The 23,061-nt window shown below is 69.5% G+C and carries 19 protein-coding genes and 1 tRNA gene; 9 read left to right on the forward strand and 11 right to left on the reverse strand.

Translation table 11 applies throughout. The features are described from left to right. Positions 1-51: 51 nt before the first annotated feature. Both ABZ532_RS14765 and ABZ532_RS14770 read right to left on the reverse strand, forming a co-directional pair. Positions 52-258: a DUF397 domain-containing protein gene (locus ABZ532_RS14765; protein ID WP_361282584.1), complete on the reverse strand. Its 207-nt coding sequence runs from the start codon at positions 256-258 to the stop codon at positions 52-54. Further along, positions 255-1,040, reverse strand: coding sequence for a helix-turn-helix transcriptional regulator (locus tag ABZ532_RS14770; RefSeq protein WP_361282917.1), 786 nt, complete (start codon positions 1,038-1,040; stop codon positions 255-257). Before ABZ532_RS14770 ends, ABZ532_RS14765 begins: the two co-directional genes overlap by 4 nt. 189 nt (positions 1,041-1,229) lie before the next feature. On the opposite strand from ABZ532_RS14770, the gene ABZ532_RS14775 reads away from it, so the two are divergent. From ABZ532_RS14775 to ABZ532_RS14785, 3 genes are all read left to right on the forward strand, one after another. After that, the gene (locus tag ABZ532_RS14775; protein ID WP_361282586.1) at positions 1,230-1,676 is read left to right on the forward strand and encodes an ATP-binding protein; all 447 of its coding nucleotides are present in this window, start codon (positions 1,230-1,232) and stop codon (positions 1,674-1,676) included. Between the two features lie 118 nt (positions 1,677-1,794). Further along, a complete protein-coding gene (locus ABZ532_RS14780) occupies positions 1,795-3,405 on the forward strand; it encodes a serine/threonine-protein kinase (protein ID WP_361282588.1) in 1,611 nt (536 codons plus the stop codon). Positions 3,406-3,453: 48 nt separating this feature from the next. Beyond that, the gene (locus tag ABZ532_RS14785; protein WP_361282590.1) at positions 3,454-5,604 is read left to right on the forward strand and encodes a UvrD-helicase domain-containing protein; all 2,151 of its coding nucleotides are present in this window, start codon (positions 3,454-3,456) and stop codon (positions 5,602-5,604) included. A gap of 153 nt (positions 5,605-5,757) precedes the next feature. Here ABZ532_RS14785 and ABZ532_RS14790 read toward each other — a convergent pair whose 3' ends face one another. Continuing rightward, a complete protein-coding gene (locus ABZ532_RS14790; RefSeq protein ID WP_361282592.1) occupies positions 5,758-7,683 on the reverse strand; it encodes a DUF262 domain-containing protein in 1,926 nt (641 codons plus the stop codon). 1,078 nt (positions 7,684-8,761) lie between these two features. On the opposite strand from ABZ532_RS14790, the gene ABZ532_RS14795 reads away from it, so the two are divergent. Both ABZ532_RS14795 and ABZ532_RS14800 read left to right on the forward strand, forming a co-directional pair. After that, positions 8,762-9,217, forward strand: coding sequence for a hypothetical protein (locus ABZ532_RS14795; RefSeq protein ID WP_361282594.1), 456 nt, complete (start codon positions 8,762-8,764; stop codon positions 9,215-9,217). A gap of 565 nt (positions 9,218-9,782) precedes the next feature. Beyond that, positions 9,783-10,196: a hypothetical protein gene (locus ABZ532_RS14800; RefSeq protein WP_361282596.1), complete on the forward strand. Its 414-nt coding sequence runs from the start codon at positions 9,783-9,785 to the stop codon at positions 10,194-10,196. An 84-nt stretch (positions 10,197-10,280) separates the two neighbouring features. Here the strand turns inward: ABZ532_RS14800 and ABZ532_RS14805 are convergent, their stop codons facing one another. From ABZ532_RS14805 to ABZ532_RS14815, 3 genes are all read right to left on the reverse strand, one after another. Beyond that, positions 10,281-11,114 carry a transposase family protein gene (locus tag ABZ532_RS14805; RefSeq protein ID WP_361282598.1) on the reverse strand — a complete coding sequence of 278 codons (834 nt, stop codon included), beginning with the start codon at positions 11,112-11,114 and terminating at the stop codon, positions 10,281-10,283. Positions 11,115-11,186: 72 nt separating this feature from the next. Then, on the reverse strand, positions 11,187-11,642 hold the full coding sequence (locus tag ABZ532_RS14810; RefSeq protein WP_361282600.1) for a hypothetical protein: 456 nt from the start codon (positions 11,640-11,642) through the stop codon (positions 11,187-11,189). A 51-nt stretch (positions 11,643-11,693) separates the two neighbouring features. After that, positions 11,694-12,452: a hypothetical protein gene (locus ABZ532_RS14815; protein ID WP_361282602.1), complete on the reverse strand. Its 759-nt coding sequence runs from the start codon at positions 12,450-12,452 to the stop codon at positions 11,694-11,696. 287 nt (positions 12,453-12,739) lie between these two features. Between ABZ532_RS14815 and ABZ532_RS14820 the strand changes: the two genes are divergently transcribed. Then, on the forward strand, positions 12,740-13,006 hold the full coding sequence (locus ABZ532_RS14820) for a hypothetical protein (RefSeq protein ID WP_361282604.1): 267 nt from the start codon (positions 12,740-12,742) through the stop codon (positions 13,004-13,006). A gap of 559 nt (positions 13,007-13,565) precedes the next feature. Here the strand turns inward: ABZ532_RS14820 and ABZ532_RS14825 are convergent. From ABZ532_RS14825 to ABZ532_RS14835, 3 genes are all read right to left on the reverse strand, one after another. Further along, positions 13,566-13,650: transfer RNA gene (locus ABZ532_RS14825), tRNA-Leu, on the reverse strand. Between the two features lie 197 nt (positions 13,651-13,847). After that, positions 13,848-14,489, reverse strand: coding sequence for an HAD family acid phosphatase (locus tag ABZ532_RS14830; protein ID WP_361282606.1), 642 nt, complete (start codon positions 14,487-14,489; stop codon positions 13,848-13,850). 177 nt (positions 14,490-14,666) lie between these two features. Further along, positions 14,667-17,150, reverse strand: coding sequence for a SpoIIE family protein phosphatase (locus ABZ532_RS14835; RefSeq protein WP_361282608.1), 2,484 nt, complete (start codon positions 17,148-17,150; stop codon positions 14,667-14,669). 231 nt (positions 17,151-17,381) lie between these two features. On the opposite strand from ABZ532_RS14835, the gene fdhD reads away from it, so the two are divergent. Continuing rightward, on the forward strand, positions 17,382-18,257 hold the full coding sequence (gene fdhD, locus ABZ532_RS14840) for a formate dehydrogenase accessory sulfurtransferase FdhD (protein WP_361282610.1): 876 nt from the start codon (positions 17,382-17,384) through the stop codon (positions 18,255-18,257). A gap of 26 nt (positions 18,258-18,283) precedes the next feature. Here the strand turns inward: fdhD and ABZ532_RS14845 are convergent, their stop codons facing one another. After that, positions 18,284-18,715: a (2Fe-2S) ferredoxin domain-containing protein gene (locus ABZ532_RS14845; protein WP_361282612.1), complete on the reverse strand. Its 432-nt coding sequence runs from the start codon at positions 18,713-18,715 to the stop codon at positions 18,284-18,286. Then, positions 18,691-19,809 carry a bile acid:sodium symporter family protein gene (locus ABZ532_RS14850; protein ID WP_361282614.1) on the reverse strand — a complete coding sequence of 373 codons (1,119 nt, stop codon included), beginning with the start codon at positions 19,807-19,809 and terminating at the stop codon, positions 18,691-18,693. The genes ABZ532_RS14845 and ABZ532_RS14850 overlap by 25 nt, the downstream gene beginning before the upstream one ends. Before the next feature lie 170 nt (positions 19,810-19,979). Here ABZ532_RS14850 and ABZ532_RS14855 point away from each other — a divergent pair, with 170 nt between their 5' ends. Together ABZ532_RS14855 and ABZ532_RS14860 are read left to right on the forward strand one after the other, a co-directional pair. After that, positions 19,980-20,873 carry a LysR substrate-binding domain-containing protein gene (locus ABZ532_RS14855; RefSeq protein WP_361282919.1) on the forward strand — a complete coding sequence of 298 codons (894 nt, stop codon included), beginning with the start codon at positions 19,980-19,982 and terminating at the stop codon, positions 20,871-20,873. A gap of 258 nt (positions 20,874-21,131) precedes the next feature. Then, positions 21,132-22,955 (forward strand): long-chain fatty acid--CoA ligase, encoded by a 1,824-nt coding sequence (locus tag ABZ532_RS14860; RefSeq protein ID WP_361282616.1) that lies wholly within the window; start codon positions 21,132-21,134, stop codon positions 22,953-22,955. Positions 22,956-23,061 lie beyond the last annotated feature (106 nt).

The following is a 23,061-nucleotide window of genomic DNA, read 5'->3' on the forward strand; positions in this document are numbered from 1 at the left end:
CCGGTGCGTGCTTCGCAAACACCGGGCCCCGGTCGTCGTATGTCCGCCAGTTCAGCGTCCGGCGGCCATCTCCACGAACCCTGCCCAAGCATCGAGCCCGACAGCCAGCCGCTCTCCTTCTGGTCGCTTCGAGTCCCGGACGAGGACAGCTTCGGGGGTCGTGGCAACCTCAACGCACTCCCCGCCTCCGCCACTGCTGTAGCTGCTCTTGAACCAGGCCGACTCCGACACGGTCGGCTCGGTGGGCTGAACGGTCATTTTTCTCCCAGTAGTTCCTCAATGAAGGTCAGCGACTCACAAGGAGTGAGCGCCTGTGACCGGAGAATGCCATACCGGGCCTCAAGCTCACGGACCTTTCCGGAGTCGGTGTACAGACGGCTGTCGTCCTGGACCTCGGTGTACGCGAGGCGTCGCTCATCGGCGTTGTCGATCAGGGTGAACGGGCCCCCCAGGCCTGCATGGTCCTCTCGGTCGGTCGGCATCACCTGAATCTCCACGTTGCGGTTCTGTCCCACGAGCAAGATCTGCTCCGCCTGTCCGCGAAGTGTTCCCCGTCCGCCGATGGGTTTCCGCAACACAACTTCTTCGATGATGAAGCTCAGTAGCGGGGCCGGGCGACGCGTGAAGATGTCCTGCCGCATCAAACGTGCCGCCAGACGCTGCTCGATGACGTCGTCCTCGAGTAGCGGGCGCTGCATCTGGAAGACGGCCCGAGCGTAGTCCTCTGTCTGCAACAAGCCCGGCACAGCATGAGTGGCATAGACGCACAGGCCGACCGCACTCGCCTCGAGTCGAGCCATGTCCCTGAAGAAGGCCGGGTACTGAGCTCTCCCGACTTCCTCCTTGAGGGCCGTCAGCAATCCTCCTGCCCGCAGCACCTCATCCGCTTTGTCGATGAATCGAGGCTGCGGAATCCGCCTTCCCTGCTCGATGGACGCCACGGTGTCCGCCGAGTATCCGAGCCGCTTGCCGAACTCGGGACGTTCCAGCCCAGCCCTCACCCGGAGCAACTTCAACTGCCGCCCGAAGGCCGTCACCACTCCCGTCCCCGGCTCATCCTCCGGCCTACGGCGCCCTGGCCCCTGGCTGGTTTCCTCTTCCCTCACGGTCACCCCTCGCGCCTCTCCCACGTACCGCCACGTACAGCGCCCGCGCCCGCCCCGTACGAAGGATCGACGTCAGCGCGTCACCACTGGTCACGCTACGCCACAGAACGCCACCGTGAGTGCATGACCGCAACACAACCACCCCTCACCGCCCACCGGTTCGCGATGCGCTTCAGCTCGACCCCGCGCGGTGCCCGCCTCGCCCGGCGGCTGTGCGGAACCCGGCTCGACGCCTGGGGCGTCCCGTACGGCAGCGACGCGCACGACGCCGTCACGCTCGTCGTGGCGGAGCTGTGCGCCAACGCCGTACGGCACGGGCACGTCGCCGGCCGCGACTTCCACGTCCTGCTCACCGCGGACCCGACCACCGGCACCGTAAGGATCGAGGTCAGCGACACCCGCGGTGAACGCCTCCCCCACCTCCCCACAGCCACAGCGCTGGACGGTGACAGCGGACGCGGGCTGCTCCTCGTCGCTGCGCTGGCCGCCCGCTGGGGCTGGTCACCCCGCGCCGGGGGCGGGCCCGGCAAAACCGTCTGGGCGGAGTGCACCGCCCCTTGCCTGGACTGATCGCCTGTCTTGATCACGTAGCTCCCGCGCTCCCCGGCTGGACTCACGAAACTCCACCCACGAGACTGATCCCCAACCACATCGAAGACCTTTCGGACACTCGAGGGGCGGGGGCCAGGTGCCGGAACCACGGCGGATCGCGGAGCGCTACGAACTGCTGGAGCAGTTCAGTCACGGCGGCATGGGGGATGTGTGGCGCGGTTACGACGCCGTGCTGGACCGGCCCGTCGCCGTGAAGCTGATCCGTCCGCAGGCCGTGACGTCGCCCCACCTGGCGGAGGAGTTCGAGAAGCGGTTCAAACGCGAGGCGAGGGTCACGGCGCGGATCCAGCACCCGGGCGTGCCCCAGGTGTTCGACGCGGTGCTCGACGAGTCGTACGAGCAGCTGTTCCTGGTGATGGAACTGGTCGACGGCGTACCGCTGACCGCGTACGTGCACCCGGACCGGCCGCCGCTCCCCGTCAGCTGGGCGGTGGCCGTGGCGGCGCAGGTCGCCACCGTGCTGTCGTACGCCCACGACGTGCCTGTCGTCCACCGCGACCTGAAGCCGAGCAATATCCTCGTCGCCCGGGACGGCACGGTGAAGGTGCTGGACTTCGGCATCGCGGCGATCCTGCGGACGGACGTCACCAAGCTGACCGCGACGGGCAGCCCGATCGGGACGCACCAGTACATGGCGCCGGAGCAGGTGCGCGGCGGGCGGGTCACGCCGCGCACGGACCTGTACGCGCTCGGTTGTGTGCTGCACGAACTGCTCTGCGGGCAGCCGCTGTTCAGCGGGGACAGTGAGTGGCAGCTGATGACGCAGCACGTCAACGCGGCCCCGACGCCGCTTCGCCGGCTGCGGGCCGACGTACCGCAAGCCCTGGAGGAACTCGTCCTGCACCTGCTCCGAAAGGCGCCCGAGGCACGCCCGGTGGACGTGCAGGAGGTGTACGAGCGGCTGCGGCCCTTCCTGCCGGTGCCCGGCGAGGAGCCCGAGCCCGAGGGACTGGAGCTCGCCGGGGCGCCCGACCCGACCGGGATCTTCCGCCGCCCCTATGCGCCCCGTTCGCGCGCCGGCACCACGGGCGCGCAATCGCCCGGGTCCGCTGCCGGGCCGGACGCGCCGCCCGTCGTCCCCGCGGCCGAGCGGGAGGCGCTGCGGGAGCAGATCCGTCAGGTCCACGCGCATTACGTCGCGCTGTGGGAGGAGGAGCGGTACGCGCAGGCCGCCGAGGTGGTGGGCGAGATGATCGAGACGGCGGCGCGTGCGCTCGGCTCGGAGAACAAGGCGGTCCTCGGGCTGCGGATGCGCCGTGCGGTCAGCCGTCAGCTGGCGGGTGACCACCGAGCCGCGCTGCCCGAGTTCGAGGCGCTCGCCGACGCATACGCGCGCGTGAGCGGCCCGAGCAGCGAGGAAGCGCTTGACAGCCGGGCGCAGGCGGCGCGCTGCCGTGGCGAACTCGGCCAGGTGACCGAGGCGCTGGCCGGGCTGCACGGCGTGCTCGATGCCGTCCGCGCTGTCGACGGCGACGTGAGCGAGAACGCGGTGGAGCTGCGCCGCGACATCGGCATGCTGCTGCTCGCTCAGCAGCGGGCCGCCGATGCCTTCGAGGTCCTGGAGCCACTGCACGCGGACCTGTGCGTGGTGTACGGACCCGACGACGAACTCACCGCCGAGGTGGCCGAGACGCTGGCCGTGATCCGTCTGGATCTCGACGGCGACGGCCGCGGTCCCTCCGGCTGAATCGACCTTCACCCGCTCCGCAGCCCACCCGGACTCTAGGATCCCCGCATGCCGCAACTCGCCTTCGACATAGGCTTCTTCGCCGAACTCCCCAAGCTCCAGCCCCCGGTGCGGAAGGGCGTCCTCGACGCCTGGGAGAAGTTCAACCGGCTCACCCTCGACCAGCTCTTCAAAGACCCGGGGCTGAAGCTGGAGAGCCTGACGAACGCGCGGGACAAGCAGGTCCGGACGATCCGCATCGACCAGTTCTGGCGCGGTGTGGTGCTCGCCCCGCCCTCCGGTGACACCTTCGTCCTGCTGCGGGTCATGCAGCACGACAAGGCCATCGAGTGGGCGAAGAAGCAGAAGTCCAGCGTCAACACGGTGACGCGAGCCGTGGAGATCCGGGACGCGGCGACCCTGGACGAGATCACGCCCGCGTACGAACGGGTGGCGGAGTCCTCACCGAAGCCCCGGCTGTTCGCGAAGTTCTCCGACGGGGACCTGACCGCGCTCGGCATCGACGCCGAGACGCTGCGGCAAGCCCGTTCGCTGGTCGACCAGGAGCAACTGGACGTCTTCGCGCCGCTGCTGCCCCAGGACCAGCGGGAGGTGCTCCAGTACCTCGCCGCGGGATGCACGGTGGAGGAGGTCTGGCAGGACATCGTGGCGCCGGCGTTGCAGGTGTCGGCGCAGCCGGTGGACACGCGGGACTACGAGACGGCGATCCGGCACAGCCGAGCGCGCATCGCGCTGGTCACCGCCCCCGAGGAGCTGCGGGACATCCTGGAGAAGCCCTTCGCGGCCTGGCGGGTCTTCCTGCACCCCTCCCAGCGGAAGGTGGCCTACCGGGCGTCGTACTCGGGGCCCGCGCAGGTCACAGGCGGGCCGGGCACCGGCAAGACCGTCGTGGCGCTGCACCGGGTCAGGCATCTGCTCGGCCACCTCCGCGACGGCGACCGCATCCTGCTCACGACGTACACCAACGCGCTCGCCAACGCGCTCCGCTCGGGCCTGGAGTCCCTGGTCGACGACCCGGTACTGCGCGCGCGGGTGGACATCTCGACGGTGGACGGCTTCGCGAGCCGGGTCGTCGCCGAGGCACCGGGAGCGGTGGCACTGCGACCGCTGATGAACAACGAGGAGGAGAGCCGCTGGGGCAAGGCCGCCAAGGCGACGGGCTTCACCGGCAGTGCGCAGTTCCTCGCCCAGGAGTACCGGCACGTCATCCTGGCCCAGGACATCCGGACCCCGGCCGAGTACGAGGCGGCGGACCGGCGGGGCCGCGGAAGCCGGCTGGCGGCGGCCGAGCGGCCGCTGGTGTGGGAGACGGTCGAGCGCTTCACGGCCGGCCTCGCGGCGGACGGGGCCCGCACCTGGCTGCAGACGTGCGCGAAGGCGGCACGGCTGCTGGAGGAGCAGGGGCCGCGCTACCGCCACGTCGTGGTGGACGAGGCACAGGACCTGCACCCGGCGCAGTGGCGCCTGCTGCGCGCGGCCGTCCCCGCCCGCCCGGACGACCTGTTCATCGCCGGGGACCCGCACCAGCGCGTCTACGACTCGAGGGTGCCGCTGAAATCGCTGGGCATCAAGGTGACCGGGCGGTCGGTGAAGCTGCGCAAGAACTACCGCAGCACACAGGAGATCCTGCGCTGGTCCACGGCGTTGCTGATCGGCCGCCCCATCGCCCAGCTCGAGGACGAGAACCGCAACGAGACCCTCCTCGGCTATCGTTCGGCCCTCCACGGCGACGGGCCCGCTGTGCACGCGGCGGTCACCGAGGAGGCTGAACTGGACGCGCTCGTCACGCAGGTACGGGCCTGGCTGGACGCGGGCATCGGAGCCGGGGAGATCGGGGTCGCTGCCCGGTTCAACAAGACCTGCGCGAAGGCGGTGGGACGTCTCAAGGACGCAGGTATCCCCGCGGCCACCCTGCGCGCCGCCGATGTCGCCACCGGGGAAGCGACGACCGTACTGGCCGGGACCATGCACTCCTTCAAGGGCCTGGAGTTCCGCTGCGTCGCGGTCATCGGCGTCACCGAGGAGGCGCTGCCGTTCCCGAAGGCGGTCACCCCGCCCGAGGTGGACGCCCGACAGCACGAGACGGACCTGCTGTCGGAACGCTGCCTGCTCTTCGTCGCGTGCACCCGCGCACGGGACGGCCTGTACGTCTCCTGGTCGGGCAAGCGCAGCCCGTTCCTGGTGGAGGCGGGGGTGTGACCCCGTCGCCCCGCTCCGACGACAGCGAGTGCACAGGGCCCCGCATGCTGCCTGACCGTCTGCCGCTACAGGGACGTTCACGGGGCACCGCCGCACGCCCGAGGTCCCGACCAAGGCACCGTGTAGTCGATGGTCGAGGCGGCGGACGAGCCACTACCTGATGCTCTGCAGCAGCTGTCCCGTGGCCGTGACGGTCCAGAACGACCATCCGTTGCGATTCGGATTGACGTGCGGATTGAGGGCGTGTACCACAGCGACTGCCGCGCCGCTGGGACTCTCGTACTCACCGCGGCCGGGACCGGAGGGGATCGTCACCGTGCGGGACGACGGGTCGTAGTAGGCATCGGTACGCCGGCTCTCGTAGAGCGCGTGGATCTCGACACCCCGCTCTGTACGGAGCTCCTGCACCGCCGCCCCGACCAGTGTGGGCGCGGCGGGATCCTCCGCGATCACCTCCTCGTCGGCAGGCAGCTCGTCGGTGTCCCGGTGGACGGACTGCGCGTCGTAGGTGGGCAGGCCCAGCAGCTCGTTGAGGACGTCGGCCAGCAGGCGCCTGCGGGCAGCCAGGAAGTCGGGGAACCGGTCCAGGGACCTCAGCTCGGGCTCTTCGGGAATCCACTGCTCGGCCAGACGCTCCGGCGCGACCCCCGCCATGTACTCGGCGGGCAGCCTGGAGGAGATCATCTTGTTCGTCTGGCCGGTGATGAAGGCCAGGTTGGCGAGGCTGTTCCACTCCTCCTTCGCGTACGCCGTCTGCACCCGGGCGCGCGGGAACACATGATGGAACTCGATCTTGGCGCCGCTGTTCATGGGCTGGTCGCTGATGGCGATATTGGTCGCCCAGTCCCGCGCCGTGCCCCGCAGCGCGGCGATGTACAGCAGTTTGAAGAAGGGGTGTGTGGAGTACTTCTGCTCCAGGTCCCTCGGGTGGAGGGCACTGTCCAGGGAACGGGTACCGGAGGCCCTGCGGATGAGCTCGGTGAACAGATCGGCTCCCGCGCGGGACTTGATCAACCTGGCCTCCGCGTCGAGCTTGCCCTCGACCTGCAGGGAGTAGTGGCTGAACGCCATCGCCGTGTACACCCAGCGGCGCAGCAGTTGGGCCTCCCCCGGGCGCAGCTTGCCGTCCCGGTGGTGCAGCAGCAGGGCGGGCACGATGGTGACGTTCGGCGACGAGAGGACCTCGGACCGGGCGATCGAGCACTCGCCCTTCAGGAAGTCGATGGCGAAGCGCAGAGCCCTCTCGGTGGCCTGCCAGGACTCCTTCAGCGCGGCTTCGTCCACATCCGCCCCGATGAGCTTGATGTGATGTGCGCCGGTTCCCGCGAGGAGGCTCATGAGACGCAGGACGGCTTCCCTGTTCAAGGCGAAGTTGCTGTCCCGCAGTTCCTGGTGGAAGGCGTCCATGGTGTCCAGTCCGTCGGACCAGCGGGCCGCGATGGCGCTGTACACGAGATCGCCCTTGGACAGCCGCCGCCCGCCCTTGTTCAGCCGGGCGAAGAGTTCGGCAACCTCCTCGTAGTCGTCGGACTCGTAGGTGATGACGGCGATCTGGTGGTGCCGGACGTTGTTCACCTTCTGCAGCCGCTGGGTCCACGTGTCGAAGTTCGGATCTTCGAACGACACACCGGCCCTGTGCAGGACCTGGTAGAACTGCACGCTCTCCTGCAGCAGCGTCGATACCGGGATCAGCAGGGGATCCTTGCCCTGGACCGCACTCGGGTTGACGAACTCCTCGGTGCGCACGTCGAAGCGCAGGTCGATGAACCGGCCGTCGGCCTTGGACTCGGGCCGGTACACCCAGGCGAGGGAGGTCAACCGCTGCTGCCCGTCCAGCAGATAGAGGGGGTGGTGCGCCGACTTGTCGGTCTGGACGACAGCGGCCGTCTTGAAGGGCACGGTCAGATCGGTCTTCCACAGCAGCAGAGCGCCGACCGGATAGCCCCGGTAGAGGGAATCGAAGAGGTCGCGTACGTCGGGCCTCATCCAGACGAAGTCACGCTGGATGGAGGGAATGACGACCCTGCCCTGCAGAAGGTCCTCGACCTGAGAGATGATCTTTTGGTTTGCCAGCCCCATGCTGCCCCCAGCCTGCGTGTGCTCCGCCGCACACACGCTATCAACCGCCAATAGGGGCCGCGGTCGAACGACCCCAGCGTCGCTTGCCAGGGTTGTCGCGTACCCCGCTCCGTTCGTCCGGATGTCCGTACGCACACCCCGCCACCACGCGCGGGGACACCGCCACGCAGACTCGCCGGTGAGTAGGCGTTGACGCGGCCGAGGCGGACCGGCTCCGGCGGACAATGCCCGGGACCACGCTCCCTGTCGCGGTGCGGCGATCCGTCGCCGTGCACCGCCCCGCCCGTATGTTCCCTCGACCGTCCTCAACGGCGTTGCCAGTACCCTCCCATAGCGGGCCAGGCCGGCGGGCTCACCGACGCCGTCGCCGGGTCGCCGCTGGCCGCGCGGGTCGCCGAGGCAGCCGTGCCGGGCGGGTCGGGATGCGCGCCGGTCAGCCGCCCGGCTGGAGGGTCGCGATCTTCCACGGTCGCAGTGCCAGCCGTCCCGCCCGTCCGTCCGTCCATCACGGCCAGCGTCCGGCCCGGCCTGCCCAGCAGGTCGGCGCGGCGCGCCCGGGTGAACGCGCCCCGGACCAAGGCCTCGGCGGCCTCGCCGCCTTCGGCGACCAGGCGCACCTCCGCCCAGCGGGGCTTCCCTGAACGAAGGGCTCTCCCTGCTCGTCGACGACCCGGCTCTGCGCAACCGGGTCGACGTCATGACCGTCGACGCCTTCGCCGGACGCGTGGTCAACACCTCCCGTCGGCCGCTCACCGGGTGCGAGGAGAACGCCTGTTAGGAGCAGGCCGTCGGAAGCCACAGGCTTCACGGACACTCCGCAGTCCCTCGCCCAGGACATCCGCGGCCGGGAGGAGTACGAGTGCTGCGAGCGCCGGGGCCGCAGCAGCGCGCTGTCGTGCTCCGCCCTGCCGCTGCTGTGGCGATCCGTGCAGATCTTCATCCGGCGCTTGGCCGAGGACGGGCTGCGCACCTACTCGGCACGCGCGTGGACGCCACCGACCTGCTGACCGAGCAGGGGCTGTACAACTGACCCGTCGTCATCGACGAGGCCCAGGGCCTCCATCCGGCCCAGTGGCGGGTGCACCGCGCTACCGCCCCGCGGCGCCCCGAACGACCTGTTCACCGCGCGCGACCCCCACCAGCGATCTACGACACCCGGGGGTCGCTGACGTCCCTCGGCATCAACGTCGCCAGCCGTTCGACCAAGCTCCGCAAGAACTACCGCTCCACTCAGGAGATCCTCGTCTGGGCGACAGGACTCCTACTCGGCCGCCCCTACACCGAACTGGCCGACCGCGGGCGGCACTACACCCTGATCGGGTACAGCTCGGCCCTGGACGGTTGCGGGCCCCTGGTCCACGCGGCGGAGACTGAGGAGGCCGAACTCGACGCCTTGGTCGAGCAGGTGCGTGAGTGGGCGGACGGCGGTGCCGCGTACTGGGAGATCGGCATCTGCGCGCGGTTCGACAACCTGCGAGAAGACCAAGGACCGCCTGCTCGCGGCCGGGGCCCCCGCCAGCCGGGTCCGCGCTGAAGGCGTCGCACGGACGACACGGTCCACGTAGGCACCATGCACACCTTCAAAGGGCCGAGTACCGCTACACCGCCGGCGTCGGCATCGGCATCGGCGTCAACGACCGTGCGCTGCCGCGCCTTTCGGCCATCTCCCCGGAGGAGGTCGACCGGCTTCAACACGAGGCCGAGCTCGCCGCGGAACGCCGCCTGTTGTTCGTCGCCTGCACCCGGGTTCGGGACGCCTGTACGTATCAAGTCCGAGCAGCCGAGCCCGTTCCTGGTGGAGGCCGACTGGCGGGGCAGGGTAGCCGACAGCGCCCGCTCACCATGCCTGAATCGAGCAAACGCCAGCAAACGTAAGAGGTTTGACGGTGCTTTCACTCGCACGGGAAGATGCAACCGCTTCAGCTCGTGAAGGCAGCGCGGCGAAGGACGTCGTGGTGTGAGGAGTGGACGAGCGGTAGCGAGAGGGTCGCGGCTTCAGCCGCCTGCAGCCTTGCCGAGAATGCATGCGACCGGAATCCTTTGCCGCCCGCAGCAGTGCGGGATGCCTCTCGTGGCGTGCTCGCAGAAGGGAGCGTGTGATGGCTGACAAGAAGACTCCTGACGAGGGAGCGGTCGAGAAGACCGGCCGGTGGGTCGCTGACCTTGCGGAGAAGGTCATGGTGAACGGCGTGGGGCCAGTCACGGGGTCGGTGGCCTGGGCCGAGGACCGTCTTTCGCGTCGGCAGGGCACCGGCTACAGGGCGCCTGATGACAATGAGCGCCGCTCTCCTGAGGACATGAAAGACGACATCGATGCGGTCATAGCCCGCCTCATCAAGGAGTCTGTCGCTGCGGCTGGGGCTCAGGGGTTCATCACCGGGCTGGGAGGGCTGATCACTGCGGGCGTAACGATTCCTGCGAACGTGGCCGCATCCATCACTGTCAACATGCGGATGGCTGGTTCCATCGCGCACCTTCGGGGATGGGACATCCGTGAGCCTCCGCCAACTTGAAGTTGCAGGTCAAAGGGCTGGTGTGGCCGATCCTCGGGGCGCTCATGCTGGTCGTGGGCGGGAGGCCACGGCGAAGATCATCCGTCAGCGGTTGACTTCGAGGTTCGTCAAGGCGAGCAGGGCTCGCAGGAGCTGAGTGGCGCGGGCGGGGTCGGTGCGGGGCTTGGTGAGGATCCGCCAGCTCTTGAGGTGGGCGAAGCCGTGCTCGACCGGCGCGCGTCCCACGGCGAGGACTCGGTTGGCTTCCTTCTCGCCTGGGGTGAGCTTGTGGGTGCGGCTGGCGGTGTAGCCGGTGACGATCACGGGGTCGAGGATGTCGTTGTCCGGGCCGCGGAAGCCGAGGTCGGCCAGCGCCCCGAGGCCGGCGGCGCGCAGGTGGATCAGGATGCGGTCGTGGCGGGAGGCGGTGTTGTCGTGGGTGCGGCCAGGCCGCACAGCGGATATCCAGATCAGGCGACCGTTCTCGTCGGTCAGGGCGAGGAAGTGCAGGCCATGAGTTCGGTGCTTGCCGGAGTAGTTCCGTCGGTCGGCCTTGCCTGTACGGCGCTGGGTGCGGATGAGAGTGCCGTCGATCAGGACCACCTCCCCGCCTTGCCTCGCGATCTTCTTCAGAGCGCGGTCCAGGCGCGGGGCCTGGGCGGCGAGCAGTCCGATCAGCTCGTCGCGCCAGCGGCGGACCGTGGACTCGGACACGTCGTTGCCGCCGGCCATGTCGGCCAAGCGCTGGTCGTGGCGCAGTACGGCCAGGACGATCACCGCGATCTTCCCGGGCGGCAGGATCCGCCAGCGTGACCGTATCGCCTTCAGATGACGCCGTAGCAGGTCGGCGAGGTGGTTGACGGTGCGCGTGGACAGCGGCAGACGGCACTGGTAGACAAGCTGGCAGGTGTCCTCGGCGCGCTCTTTGGTATTCGTCACACAATCCCAACGGTCGTCGGGGGCACCCCGGTTACGCGCGTGCTGAGCCGCTCCGAGTGGCGGTGTTGCTGGTCACAGGCGGGTGGTGAACCGGCCGTCGGGCAGTTTGCGGAGCCAGCCGCGGTCGACGAGTCGGACCAACTTGCCGCGGAGCGGTTCCAGCTTGGACTTCACCCTGACGTCCACCCCCACCACCTCGCCGACCTCACGGGCCATGACCGGTCCGGCGGCCTGCCGCACGGCCGCGATGATGCGCTGGTAGTCCGACGGGAGCATGCCTTCGTCCGCGCCCGGCTCGCGGTGCGGGATGAGCATCACCGCCTGGCCGCCCACCTGCCTGGGAATCGGCAGGGCTGACGAGCGTTCCTCGGCGAGCTGCTCGCTCACCCTCTCAAAGACACGTTCGGCGACGGCGAGCTCGTCCCACTCAGCCCGCACCGCATCCAGCTGCTTGGCCAGCTGTTCTTCGAGTTCGTCCAGTTCCGCACGGCGCGTAGTGATCCGTTCCAGCAGCTCGGGATCCAGCATGCACCGGATCATAGAAGGCAGCCGATCTGTATCGAGCAGGAATCGAATAGTTCAGCTACCTGAGCAGGAGCGAACCGCATCGTCCCAGGCACCGGGGCTGCGGTAGTGGTTGTTGCGCCCTGCGGCAAGTACGTGGCGCAGTTCGGCAAGGTGCTGGGTGTCCGTGGGAAGATCTAGCTGGTCGAGGAGGGCCAGCGCAGCGGCAGGTTCCAGGTCACCGTAGACGTCGTGGAAGCTCGCCAGGAGGCCGCGGAAGACGGCCAGGTGCAGGGCGGGATGCCGCGCGGCGGTGCGGTACGCCGGCTCCTTCACCGCCCAGCGCACCGGTCCCGAACACTCCAGAACCCGATGGGTTCGGCGGAGCATGGCTTCCGATGGATCGGCCACCACTCGGTCGATGTCCTTACCGAGGACCTCGGCGAAGGCCGTCGCGGAAGTGGTGTGGTCCTCGAACCAGTCCACCCACAGCGAGTAGGTAACGGCCTCGACGTCCCGGTCTGCCTCCAGCCGCTGGCGGTAGCCGTCCCACAGCACGTCGGTCGGCAGGGGACCCTCCGAGCCCTTGTCTGCGAATCGGATCTCGCACGTGACCCAGTAATCGTTGAGGAGATCCAGCAACCCGAAGGCCAACCGCACCTGGTCGGCTGCATTCAGGTCTTCGGCGAACACGTCGCCAGCCCAGGAATGTGCCACTTGGTTGGCGGTGAGCAGCACGTCCGGCTTCTCGTCGCTCACCCACCCGTCGCCTACCTGGCGGATGCCCTGATCAGCCAGCCAACGCCGTGCCGCCTGCACGTCTTGCGTATCCATTCGGGCAGTATGACAAGCGTCGCAAGATTCGAAGAAACAGTCGAACGCCATCGACAGAGCCAGGGGGAGTCGCGAATCACTACTTGGCGGACGATCTTTCCCACAGACTCCCGCCTACGACTAGGGTGAGCGCCCCGGACCCGGGTCACGCCAGCCCTTTGACCTGCGACTTCAAGTTGGCGGAGGCTCCGTGATCCGCACGCGCGAACCGTCGCGATGATGCTCGCGATCGGAATGAGCACGCAGAGCGTGCTGGCAGCCTTCGGAGTCAGAAGTTCGGCGAGCAGATGATCAAGAAGATCCCGATCACGATGCTCCGGGCGATCAACAAGAAGGCCGGGACCCACCTCGTCGCGAAGTATGGAACCCAGCGCGCTGCGATCACCCTCGCCAAGGGGATCCCGATCCTGGGAGGCCTTGTCGGAGGGGCTGTGGATGCAGGAGCAACTGCTGTCATAGGACGGGCCACGGACAAGGCCCTGCGCGGAGCCACCCTGCGGGCCGAGGAACCGAAGTGGCTAGGAACCGAAGTGACCAGGACCCGAATCCGATAGACGAGCGCTCGCCTATCCTCGCTGTACGTGAACAGCAGCGGCGTCCGGCTTACCTGCGCTCGTCGCCGCCTGACCTCGTCCAGGTCGTGAGACCAGCGGTGCTTGCAGGCGTTGCAGACCCTGTCGACGGACTCGCCATCGTCATCCCGAAGGTCAAAGTCCTCGCCCCGGTCGTCACCCAATGGATCAACGACACCCGGCACGACAAACGGACCGCCCTGGCAAAGCTCCCAGAAGCCGAGGCGCAGCCGACCGCCGCGTCGAAGTGGGCGAGAAGACTCACGGAGAACTTGCCGGTGAGGGCGAGAAGCAGACACGTGCGGCCTGAGGCGACCCGGCTGAGGGCCGCTGCCCGCTGCTCACGGCGCGGACGCAGCAGGGCCCGCAGATCCTCGAGATCGCGAAGAACCTCGGAGAGGTGGCGCAGCGTCTCCAGAGCACCCATCCGGGCGCGAAAGCCCCGCTCTACGAAGCCCTCGGCATCACCATCACCTACGAACACGAAACGAGGACCGCGACCGTAAGGTCGAGGCCCTCGCGCCTGTATCGCTGCAGTGAGTGTCCGAGGGGGGACTTGAACCCCCACGCCCGATAAAGGGCACTAGCACCTCAAGCTAGCGCGTCTGCCATTCCGCCACCCGGACCAGGTGTTTGCCGCCCGCGGTTCCCCGCGGCGACATGGACAACTCTACCAGGGGTTCGAGGCGTCTCCGAACCGCATTTCAGGTGGTCAGTGGGCGTGCGCGGAGGGCCGGCCCGCACGGTGTGGGCGACCCACCACACAGGGTGGCCGTGCCGGACCGGGACTCGGTCCGGCACGGGTCCCAGGGGTCGCCCGGGGTCAGGAGAGCTGGCCGTCGTAGTCGGGGAGCTTGAAGGTCCGCTCGGCGTGGCCGCCGACGAGGTCGGTGGTTTTGTTGCCGATGTTGGCGATGATCGTGTAGCCCTTCGCCTCGATCTCCACGCGCTTGCGCGTCTTGTAGGCGCCGACCTCGTCGAAGAGGTCGGGCAGGTCACGCACGTAGAGCCCGTCGACCGGGTAGCCGGCCTTCCTCAGGTTGTAGTCCGTGATGGAGTAGATGATGCCCGGGCGTGCGGTGACGAAGAAGATGTCCACACCGCGCGAGTCGGCGAAGCGGACGAGGTCACGCACCTGCCTGATGGCGGGGGTGGGCCACTCCCAGAAGGGGTGGAAGTCCGTTTCCAGCGACGTGTTGTCGATGTCGAGGACGATCGCCTGCTTCTTGGTGGAGGGCTGCGAGGTCCGCTGCTCGATGTAGGGGCGGGCCACGGCGATGACCTCGTCGATGTCGCGCTGCCAGGTCGCGTAGTCGATGTCGGCGGCCTTGGCGGCGGTGGTCGCGGCCTGGTGCTTCGGAGCGGGCTGCGCCGGGGCGGCGGCCGATGCCGTGGGGGCGGAAACGGCGAGGGCCGTGGCAGCGAGGACCGCGGCCGTGCCGGTCTTCCATCTGCGTACATGCATGGGGGAACTCCTGGTGTGGGGATGCGGCTCGAGACACGCCCGTGCGTCGTCCGAACGAACGAGCGTTGTCATGCTCGCGCCCCATGATGTACGGAATGGAACATTCCATCTACTGGTCAGTAGCCATAAATCTTCGGGAGATGACGGCACATGACCACGCGTCGGGGACGACTCAGGTCAGGCGGCTGCCGGTCCGCCCAGCGTCCGGTCGGTGCCGGATCCCGCCCAGCGGGCGGTGAGCAGCAGCGCGATGTCGTCCGGGCGGTCGGTGGAGCGCCGCGCGTCCCGGATCAGCCGGTCGGCGGTATCGGCCACGGTCGCGGGTCCCGACCGGGCCAGGTTGGAGCGCAGCTGCTCGATGCCGACATCGATGTCCCTGCCCGGGCGTTCGATCAGGCCGTCCGTGAACAGGGCGAGCACCTCCCCCGGTTTGATGCTCAGGTCGCTGACGGGGTAGGTCTCAGCCGAGTCCACCCCGAGGATGAGTCCCCCCGCGAGGTCCAGCACCTCGGTGGTGCCGTCGGGCCTGCGGATCAGCGGCTGGGGGTGCCCGGCCCGTACGGCCTGGGCGTCGCCGGTGGCGGGGTCGAGCCGGACGTAGCAGCAGGTGGCGAAATGGGTGGGGTCGAGGTCGCTGAGGAGCCGGTTGGTGCCGCTGACCACTTCCGCCGGATCAAGGCCCGCGAGAGCGAACGCGCGTACCGCACTGCGCAGTTGGCCCATGATGGCCGCCGCGGACACACCATGGCCCTGGACGTCCCCGATCACCAGGTCGAGCCCGCGGCCGGTCTCGATGACGTCGTACCAGTCGCCGCCCACGTCCATGCCCTGCGTGCCGGGAAGATAGCGTCCGACCGTCTCCACGTTCTCGATCACGGGCAGCCGGTGCGGCAGCAGCGCGTCCTGGAGGCCACGGGCCAGGGCGGCTTCGGTGTCGTAGCGCCGGGCGCGTTCGAGGGCCTGCGCGATGAGACCGGCGAGCGCGGTGAGCACCGTGCGTTCCTCGGGGGCGAAACCGCGGGGCTGGTCGAAGCCGAGGATGCAGGAGCCGACGGGGCGCCCGGAGGCGATCAGGGGGAGGAACGCGCGGGCGCCGACCGAGGCGTCCAGAGGGATGCCGGGATAGGCGGAGGCCAGCTGCTCCATGGATTCGAAGAAGATCGGACGCCCGGTCGTCAGGGTTTCCACGCCGGGCAGCCGGGCGTCGAGGCCGACCCCCTCGAAGGGTTCGAGGAAACCTGCCGGGAAGCCGGTCTCCCAGGCAAGGTAGAGATGCCGCTCGTGGAGGACGTAGAGGGCCAGCTGACGGCCACCGAACGCGGGCAGCAGTTCCTCGGTGACGACCGCGGAGACCTGTCTGGCCGTGACGGCTTCCGTCAGGGCGATGGCCAGGGCGACCGGGCGGTACAGGGCGGTGGCCCGGTCGGCGGGCGAGGTGAAGATACCGAGGCCGGCGCCGGGCCGGCTGACCGGCGCGGGAGTGCAGTCCGGGCGTTCGGTGACGGCGATCGTCCCGGTGACCCCGTGGTGACCGGGGAAGAGCGACACCGAGACCCAGTCCTGCCGGCCCCGGTTCACCTGGAATCGCACCGGGTCGTCGGAGAGCAGGGACGCCCGGTAGTAGTCCTCGTAGGCGGGCCGGTTCATCCAGGGCACCGCGTCCCACAGGACGCGACCGATCAGCTCGGCCCGGGCGCGCCCGAGCAGTTTCTCCCCGGTGCGGTTGACGTAGGTGATCCGCGCGGACCGGTCGAGTGAGAACAGGCCGTCGGGAAGCCGGTCGGCGACCGCCTCGCTGGCGATCGCTCCGGAGCCGAGGTCGATCAGGGAGCCGGTGAGGCGGCGCGCACCGACGCCTCCGCCCGGCGGATGGACGGGACGGCCCGCGAGCTCCAGCAGGGACGGTGGCCCGTCCTTGCGCTGCAACCGCAGTCTGCGGACCACGGGGCGGCCGTCCTGGGCGGCTTCCCGGGCGACCACCCACAACTGGTAGACGTCCTCGGGCACGACCCGTGCGGTGAGCGCCTCGATCCGGCCGGGGAACTCGTCGGGAAGCACGCCGAGTATCGCGCAGAACTCCTCGTCGGCGTCGAGGTTTCCGGTGCTCAGGTCCCAGTCGAAGGTGCCGATCCGCAGCGGCCGGGCAGCGGCTTCGGGGGTCTGGACGACGAGCGGCTCGGCGCGCCAGGTCACCGGTGTGCCGTCCCGTTCCAGCTGGGCGAGCGCGGCGCCGAGCCGCAGGCCCGCCTGCCTCATCCGGTCGCGGTCGGGCTGCTCGACGGGGTGGCCGGGGGTCGCGGGGCGCAGGGCCACCAGCACACCGAACTTCTCGGCCCCGGTCTCGGCGGGCACGTAGAGGGAGCCGAACGGGAACGGCAGGCCGGCCATGAGCTGGGGGAACCGGCGCATCGCCTCCTCGCCGTCGGCCAGGTGGATGGGCTCGGACGTGCGGTAGCACTCGGCCACGGGGAAGGGCCGGTTCACATGCATACGCCACCAGGGACGCATCAGTTCGCCCGGCAGTCCGACGAGGACCGCCAGGCGCAGCAGACCTTCGGTTTCCGAGCGCAGATATACCCCACCGGCGTATCCGCCCACCGCGCCGGTGGCCTTGACTGCGGCTTCGGCGAGCACAAGTCCGAGCTCGTCCGCGCTGGTCACTGCGCCGACGCTCGTTCCGTGTTGCTGTCCACGCCTGCTGCGCGGGCCATGCCTGGCCGCGCCGTACCAGGTCACACAGCAAGGATGCGTCAGGGCCGCATGGGAGCGCACCTCAGGCCGTACGGGTACGAGCTCCGCGGCCGCGGAGCACCTCCGGGACAAGCCGCGGAGCACCTCCGGGACAATGGGACCGCCGAGTCCACCGCACGCACAGAATCGGGACTGATCATCATGGGACGGGTCACCGAGCGCCGCCGCACGATCCGGGTCCGGGACGGTGCGGTGTCCGTCCGGCCGGACACCCTGGTCTCCGAGGAGCCCATGGAGATCCGGCTGAACGGCCGCCCGCTGGCCATCACGATGCGCACGCCGGGTGACGACTTCGCGCTCGCGGCGGGCTTCCTGGTCAGCGAGGGTGTGCTCGGTGCGGCGGAGGACATCAGGTCGATCGTCTACTGCGCGGGCGCGGAACCGGATCCGAAGCCGGGGGCGCCTGGCGGGGGCGCGAACACCTACAACGTCGTCGACGTCCAGCTCGCGCCCGGTGTCCCGGTGCCGGACATCACGCTGGAACGCAATGTCTACACCACGTCGTCCTGCGGTCTGTGCGGCAAGGCCAGCCTCGACGCCGTCCGCACCGCCACCCGCTTCCCGATCGGCGGCGCCTCCTCGCCCGCTCCCCCGCTCCGTGTCGAACCGGCCCTCCTGGCCCGGCTCCCCGGGCGGCTGCGGGAGGCCCAGCGGGTCTTCGACCGGACCGGGGGGCTCCACGCGGCCGCCCTGTTCTCGGAGGACGGCGACATGCTGGACATCCGTGAGGACGTCGGGCGGCACAACGCCGTGGACAAGCTGGTCGGCCGAGCGTTGCGCGAGGGCCTGCTGCCGCTGTCCCGGGCGATCCTGCTGGTCTCCGGGCGGGCGTCGTTCGAGCTGGCGCAGAAGGCGGTGATGGCCGGGATTCCGGTGCTGGCAGCCGTCTCCGCACCCTCATCGCTGGCCGTGGACCTGGCTATGGAGACCGGTCTCACCCTGGTCGGCTTCCTGCGCGGCCCCGACATGAACGTGTACGCGGGCGAGGAGCGCATCGCGCTGCCCTCGTGGGTGTGACGGTGGGGGTGTGCAGGGCCCTTTCGTCAGCGGGCGGCGCGGGGGCTGGGCGCAGGCGGTGCGATGAGCTGGAGCTCGAGGGTGGCGGAGGGCTCGGCAACACCCGGTCCGCCCGCCTCGGCCCAGGCGAGCACGTCGTCGGTCGCTTCGTCGTCGAGCACCCAGCCCACCCAGGCGGGGCGTGCGCCTTCGGACCTGGCGGCAGCCGAGGGCTGTACGACCACCACATTGGCCTGCCCGCACGGACCGAGACACTCGCTGGTGCGGACCGCGAAGCGGCCTTCCGACGCTGCTGCCGCCTCGCGCAGCCGGCGGACCTGTGCCTCGTGGTCGGTTCCCGGGTGCTTCCCGCCGTCACCGCAGCAGCATCCACGGCATACGACCAGGGTGCAGGGGCGTGCGGCCCTGGGGGCGGGAGCGCCGGCGGCGCTGGCTATCTGGGATCCGAGTGCGGGCATGACCGCACGCTATCGCCCCGGACCGGGAGTTGACGGCGCGGGCTACCCGGGCGTTCGCGCTGTTCGGAGGCCGGTTGGCCGGGCAGGGCCGCAGATGCCGGACAGGACCCGCGAGGGTGACCGGCCCTCCGTTTCGCGATCACCGCACAGACCATCAACTGCATCTGGTGGAACAGCATCAGCGGCAGCACGGCCAGCCCCGCGTGTGCGCCGAAGAGCACACTCGCCATCGGGAGCCCGGTGGCGAGGCTCTTCTTGGAGCCCGCGAACTGGATCGCGATGCGGTCCGCGCGGCCGAAACCGAGCCGCTTCGATATGTACCAGGTCAGCGTCAGCATCACGGCGAGCAGCGCCGCTTCGACGAGCAGCAGAGCACCCAGCCGCACCACGGTGACCTGGTGCCAGGCGCCCGCGACCATGCCCTCGCTGAAGGCCGCGTACACGACGAGCAGGATCGAACCCCGGTCCACCAGACCGGACTTCTTCCTGCGCCGTGCCACGAAGCCGGTTGTCCAGCGGCGCGAAAGCTGTCCGGCCAGGAACGGCAGCAGCAGTTGCACCACGATCCTGAGCAGCACGTCCGTGGAGAAGCCACCCGCCTGGTGCCCGAGGAGGAGCGCTGCCAGCAGGGGGGTGAGCAGGATTCCGGCGAGGCTGGAGAAGGAGCCGGCGCAGATCGCGGCGGGCACATTGCCGCGGGCGATCGAGGTGAACGCGATGGAGGACTGGACCGTCGACGGGACCAGGCAGAGGAACAGCACCCCCGCGTAGAGCTGCGGGGTCAGCAGCCACGGGACCAGTCCCCGCGCGGCGAGCCCGAGCAGCGGGAAGAGCAGGAACGTCGAGGCCAGTACGGTCACGTGCAGCCGCCAGTGCCGCAGCCCGTCCAGTGCCTCGCGGGTGGACAGCCGCGCCCCGTAGAGGAAGAACAGCAGTCCTACGGCGCCGGTGGCTGCCCCCTCGGCGACGGTGGCCGCCGTACCGGAGGCGGGCAGCAGCGCCGCCAGCAGCACCGTGGCCAGCAGCGCCGACAGAAACGGGTCGAGCGGCAGCCAGGCGGGCAGGCGCAGCGGCAGCGGAATACGGCGACTCATATGCTCCCTGCGCTCCCTGGGCTCTCGTGGTCGGCGCGGACTCGCATGCTCGGTGTGTCCTTTGTGGGTGCCTGGTGTGTCCGATGCCCTCCATCGTCACCGCCGGACGGGCGATCGGGAATCCCGCATTCCGGACTGACGGTCATCACGGTTCGCGATGAACCCGTAGCCTGAGGAGCGTGTACGACCCGGTCCATCTGCGTACTTTCCTCGCCGTGGCGCAGACGCTGAGCTTCACCCAGGCCGCCCGGCGGCTCGGTGTGCGGCAGTCGACGGTGAGCCAGCATGTGCGCAGGCTGGAGGATGCTGCGGGCCGCCGGCTCTTCACCCGGGACACCCACAGCGTGCGGCTTACCGAGGACGGCGAGGCGATGGTGGGCTTCGCCCGGTCGATCCTGGACGTACAGGAACGCGCCGCCGCCTACTTCACCGGAAACCGGCCGCGGGGACGGCTGCGCTTCGGGGCCTCCGAGGACTTCGTGCTCAGCCGGCTGCCCGAGATCCTCAGGACGTTCCGCCGCGAGCACCCGGAGGTCGATCTGGAGCTCACGGTCGCACTGTCCGGCACGCTCCACCGACAGCTCGACGCGGGGCGGCTCGATCTCGTGCTCGCCAAGCGGGCATCGGGCGGCGGACCCGGTGAGCTGGTGTGGCGGGACACGCTGAGCTGGATCGGTGCGCCCCGGCTCAGTCCCGACCCGGACCGCCCCGTACCCTTGATCGTCTTCCCTCCGCCGGGGATCACGCGTGCCCGGGCCCTGGAGGTCCTCCATGCGCACGGCCGGGCCTGGCGCGTCGTGTGCACGAGCACCAGTCTCAGCGCGCTGATCGCGGCGGCCCGGGCAGAGCTCGGTGTGATGGCCCATACCCGCGGACTGGTCCCGCCCGGGCTGGAACCGGTACCGGCCAGGGCGGGACTGCCCGAGCTTGGCGATGTGGACTTCGTGCTGCTCCACGGCCACCGGCCCGGCGCGTCCCCTGGCACCCGGGAGGCTGCCGACGCGCTCGCCGCCTCGATCCTCGCGGGCGGCGACCGGCTGCACCGTCCTGAGCCCCCGCTGTGAGGGGCGCTCGCCCGGGCTCGCTCGACCTCAGGCCCGCGTAGAGCGGGCGTGTTCCCTGCGTACAGATTCGGTGTAGATTACCGCCACCCATCTGTGCTCATTGGGCCCAGCCTTGCCCAACGCTCTCTCATATGGCCGGATATGAACGGCTGACCAGCAGCGATGCGAAATGTGCCGACTTGCTGAAGCCCCTCCCCAGCGACCTCGCGGTGGGGTACCGTCACCGGCGCTGTGCGGAGCGCCACAAGGAGCAGGTCATTGCGTGAGTTCACGGTTCCACCCTTGGCGATGGCACCACCTGTCGGCGGGCTGGCGGATGCCGTGTTCGATCACGCCCGAACGGAGCCCGACCGTGTGGCACTCAGCCGCAAGGACGACGAGGGCCAGTGGCGCGATGTGACGTCCGCCGAGTTCCGCGACGAGGTGCTGGCCATCGCGAAGGGGCTGCTCGCGGAAGGCGTACGGTTCGGGGACCGGGTCGCGATCATGTGCCGCACGCGCTACGAGTGGACGCTGTTCGACTTCGCGCTGTGGACGGTCGGCGTCCAGAGCGTGCCCATCTACCCCACCTCGTCCGCCGAGCAGGTCTTCTGGATGCTGCACGACGCCGAGGTGTCCGCCTGCGTGGTCGAGCACGAGGACCACGCCATGACCATCGGATCGGTCATCGACCGGCTCCCGCAGCTGAAGCGGCTGTGGCAGCTGGACCAGTCCGCCGTGGCCGAGCTGACGGCGGCGGGAGAGCACATCGACGAGGAGGTGGTGCAACGGCACCGCCGGGCGGTGACTCCCGAGTCGGTGGCGACCATCATCTACACCTCGGGGACGACGGGCCGCCCCAAGGGCTGTGTGATCACCCACGCGAACTTCATGTACGAGACCGACACCCTGATCGGGCGCTGGGAACCGGTCTTCCACTCCAAGCCCGGCGACGAGCCGGCCACCCTGCTCTTTCTGCCGCTCGCCCATGTCTTCGGCCGCATGGTGGAGGTCGCGGCGATCCGAGGGCGGGTCAGGATGGGCCATCAGCCGGTGCTCCAGGCCAGTGCGCTGCTGCCGGACCTGGCGTCGTTCCGGCCGACGTTCATCCTCGCCGTTCCGTATATCTTCGAGAAGGTCTACAGCGCCGCGCGGCGCAAGGCGGAGGCCGGCGGCAAGACCGGTCCGTTCGACAAGGCCGTCGATGTGGCGGTGCGCTACGCGGAGGCGCAGGAGCACCGGGCCTTCGGGCTCGGTCCCGGGCCGTCGGCGCCCCTCAGGATGCAGCATCAGTTCTTCGATAAGGTCGTCTACCAGAAGGTCCGTGACGCCATGGGCGGCCGGGTGCGGCACGCCATGTCCGGCGGCTCGGGCATGGACCGGCGGCTCGGCCTGTTCTTCGAAGGCGCCGGGGTGACCATCTTCGAGGGCTACGGACTCACCGAGTCGACCGCCGCCGCGACCGCGAATCCCCCCGAGCGCACCAAGTACGGCACGGTGGGGCTGCCCATCCCCGGTACGACGCTCCATATCGCCGATGACGGTGAGGTGTGGGTGCACGGCGGCCAGGTGTTCTCCGGCTACCTCAACGATCCGAAGTCGACCGACGCGGTGCTGAACGAGGGCTGGCTGGCCACCGGGGACCTCGGCTCCCTGGACGAGGACGGCTATCTGACGATCACCGGGCGGAAGAAGGAGATCCTGGTGACCTCCGGCGGCAAGAGCGTGTCGCCGGTGGGCCTCGAGGAGCGGGTCAGAGCGCATCCGCTGGTGGCCCAGTGCATCGTGGTCGGCAATGACCGACCGTTCATCGCGGCACTGGTCACCGTGGACCAGGAGGCCGTCGAGCACTGGCTGGCCATGCACAACAGGGCCCCGCTGCCGGCAGCCGATCTGGTGCGCGACCCCGATCTGGAGATGGAGATCCGGCGTGCGGTGGTGGCCGCCAACACCATGGTGTCGCAGGCGGAGTCCATTCGGACGTTCCGGATTCTGGCGCATCCGTTCAGTGAGGAGCACGGGCTGCTGACCCCGTCGCTGAAGCTGAAGCGCAAGGCGATCGAGACGGCCTACGCGGCCGAGGTGGACGCACTCTACGGCTGAGGCCACTGTGAACCGATACGGACCGCTGAGGACCGAGGGTGCCGACCCGGAATCTCATCGTCCGTCTGTTCGTTGTCCCCAGAGCGGCTCTGAGCAACCGAGCCGC

Source organism: Streptomyces sp. NPDC019396 (assembly GCF_040632375.1).
GTDB lineage: Bacteria > Actinomycetota > Actinomycetes > Streptomycetales > Streptomycetaceae > Streptomyces.

Bases quoted from the DNA above. Each gene is read 5' to 3' on its own strand.
- ABZ532_RS14785 (WP_361282590.1), top strand. From the start codon at position 3,454: ATGCCGCAACTCGCCTTCGACATAGGCTTCTTCGCCGAACTCCCCAAG.
- ABZ532_RS14765 (WP_361282584.1), bottom strand. From the start codon at position 258: ATGACCGTTCAGCCCACCGAGCCGACCGTGTCGGAGTCGGCCTGGTTC.
- ABZ532_RS14850 (WP_361282614.1), bottom strand. From the start codon at position 19,809: ATGAGTCGCCGTATTCCGCTGCCGCTGCGCCTGCCCGCCTGGCTGCCG.
- ABZ532_RS14815 (WP_361282602.1), bottom strand. From the start codon at position 12,452: ATGGATACGCAAGACGTGCAGGCGGCACGGCGTTGGCTGGCTGATCAG.
- ABZ532_RS14820 (WP_361282604.1), top strand. From the start codon at position 12,740: ATGATCAAGAAGATCCCGATCACGATGCTCCGGGCGATCAACAAGAAG.
- ABZ532_RS14800 (WP_361282596.1), top strand. From the start codon at position 9,783: ATGGCTGACAAGAAGACTCCTGACGAGGGAGCGGTCGAGAAGACCGGC.
- ABZ532_RS14775 (WP_361282586.1), top strand. From the start codon at position 1,230: ATGACCGCAACACAACCACCCCTCACCGCCCACCGGTTCGCGATGCGC.
- fdhD (WP_361282610.1), top strand. From the start codon at position 17,382: ATGGGACGGGTCACCGAGCGCCGCCGCACGATCCGGGTCCGGGACGGT.
- ABZ532_RS14790 (WP_361282592.1), bottom strand. From the start codon at position 7,683: ATGGGGCTGGCAAACCAAAAGATCATCTCTCAGGTCGAGGACCTTCTG.
- ABZ532_RS14830 (WP_361282606.1), bottom strand. From the start codon at position 14,489: ATGCATGTACGCAGATGGAAGACCGGCACGGCCGCGGTCCTCGCTGCC.
- ABZ532_RS14810 (WP_361282600.1), bottom strand. From the start codon at position 11,642: ATGCTGGATCCCGAGCTGCTGGAACGGATCACTACGCGCCGTGCGGAA.
- ABZ532_RS14845 (WP_361282612.1), bottom strand. From the start codon at position 18,715: ATGCCCGCACTCGGATCCCAGATAGCCAGCGCCGCCGGCGCTCCCGCC.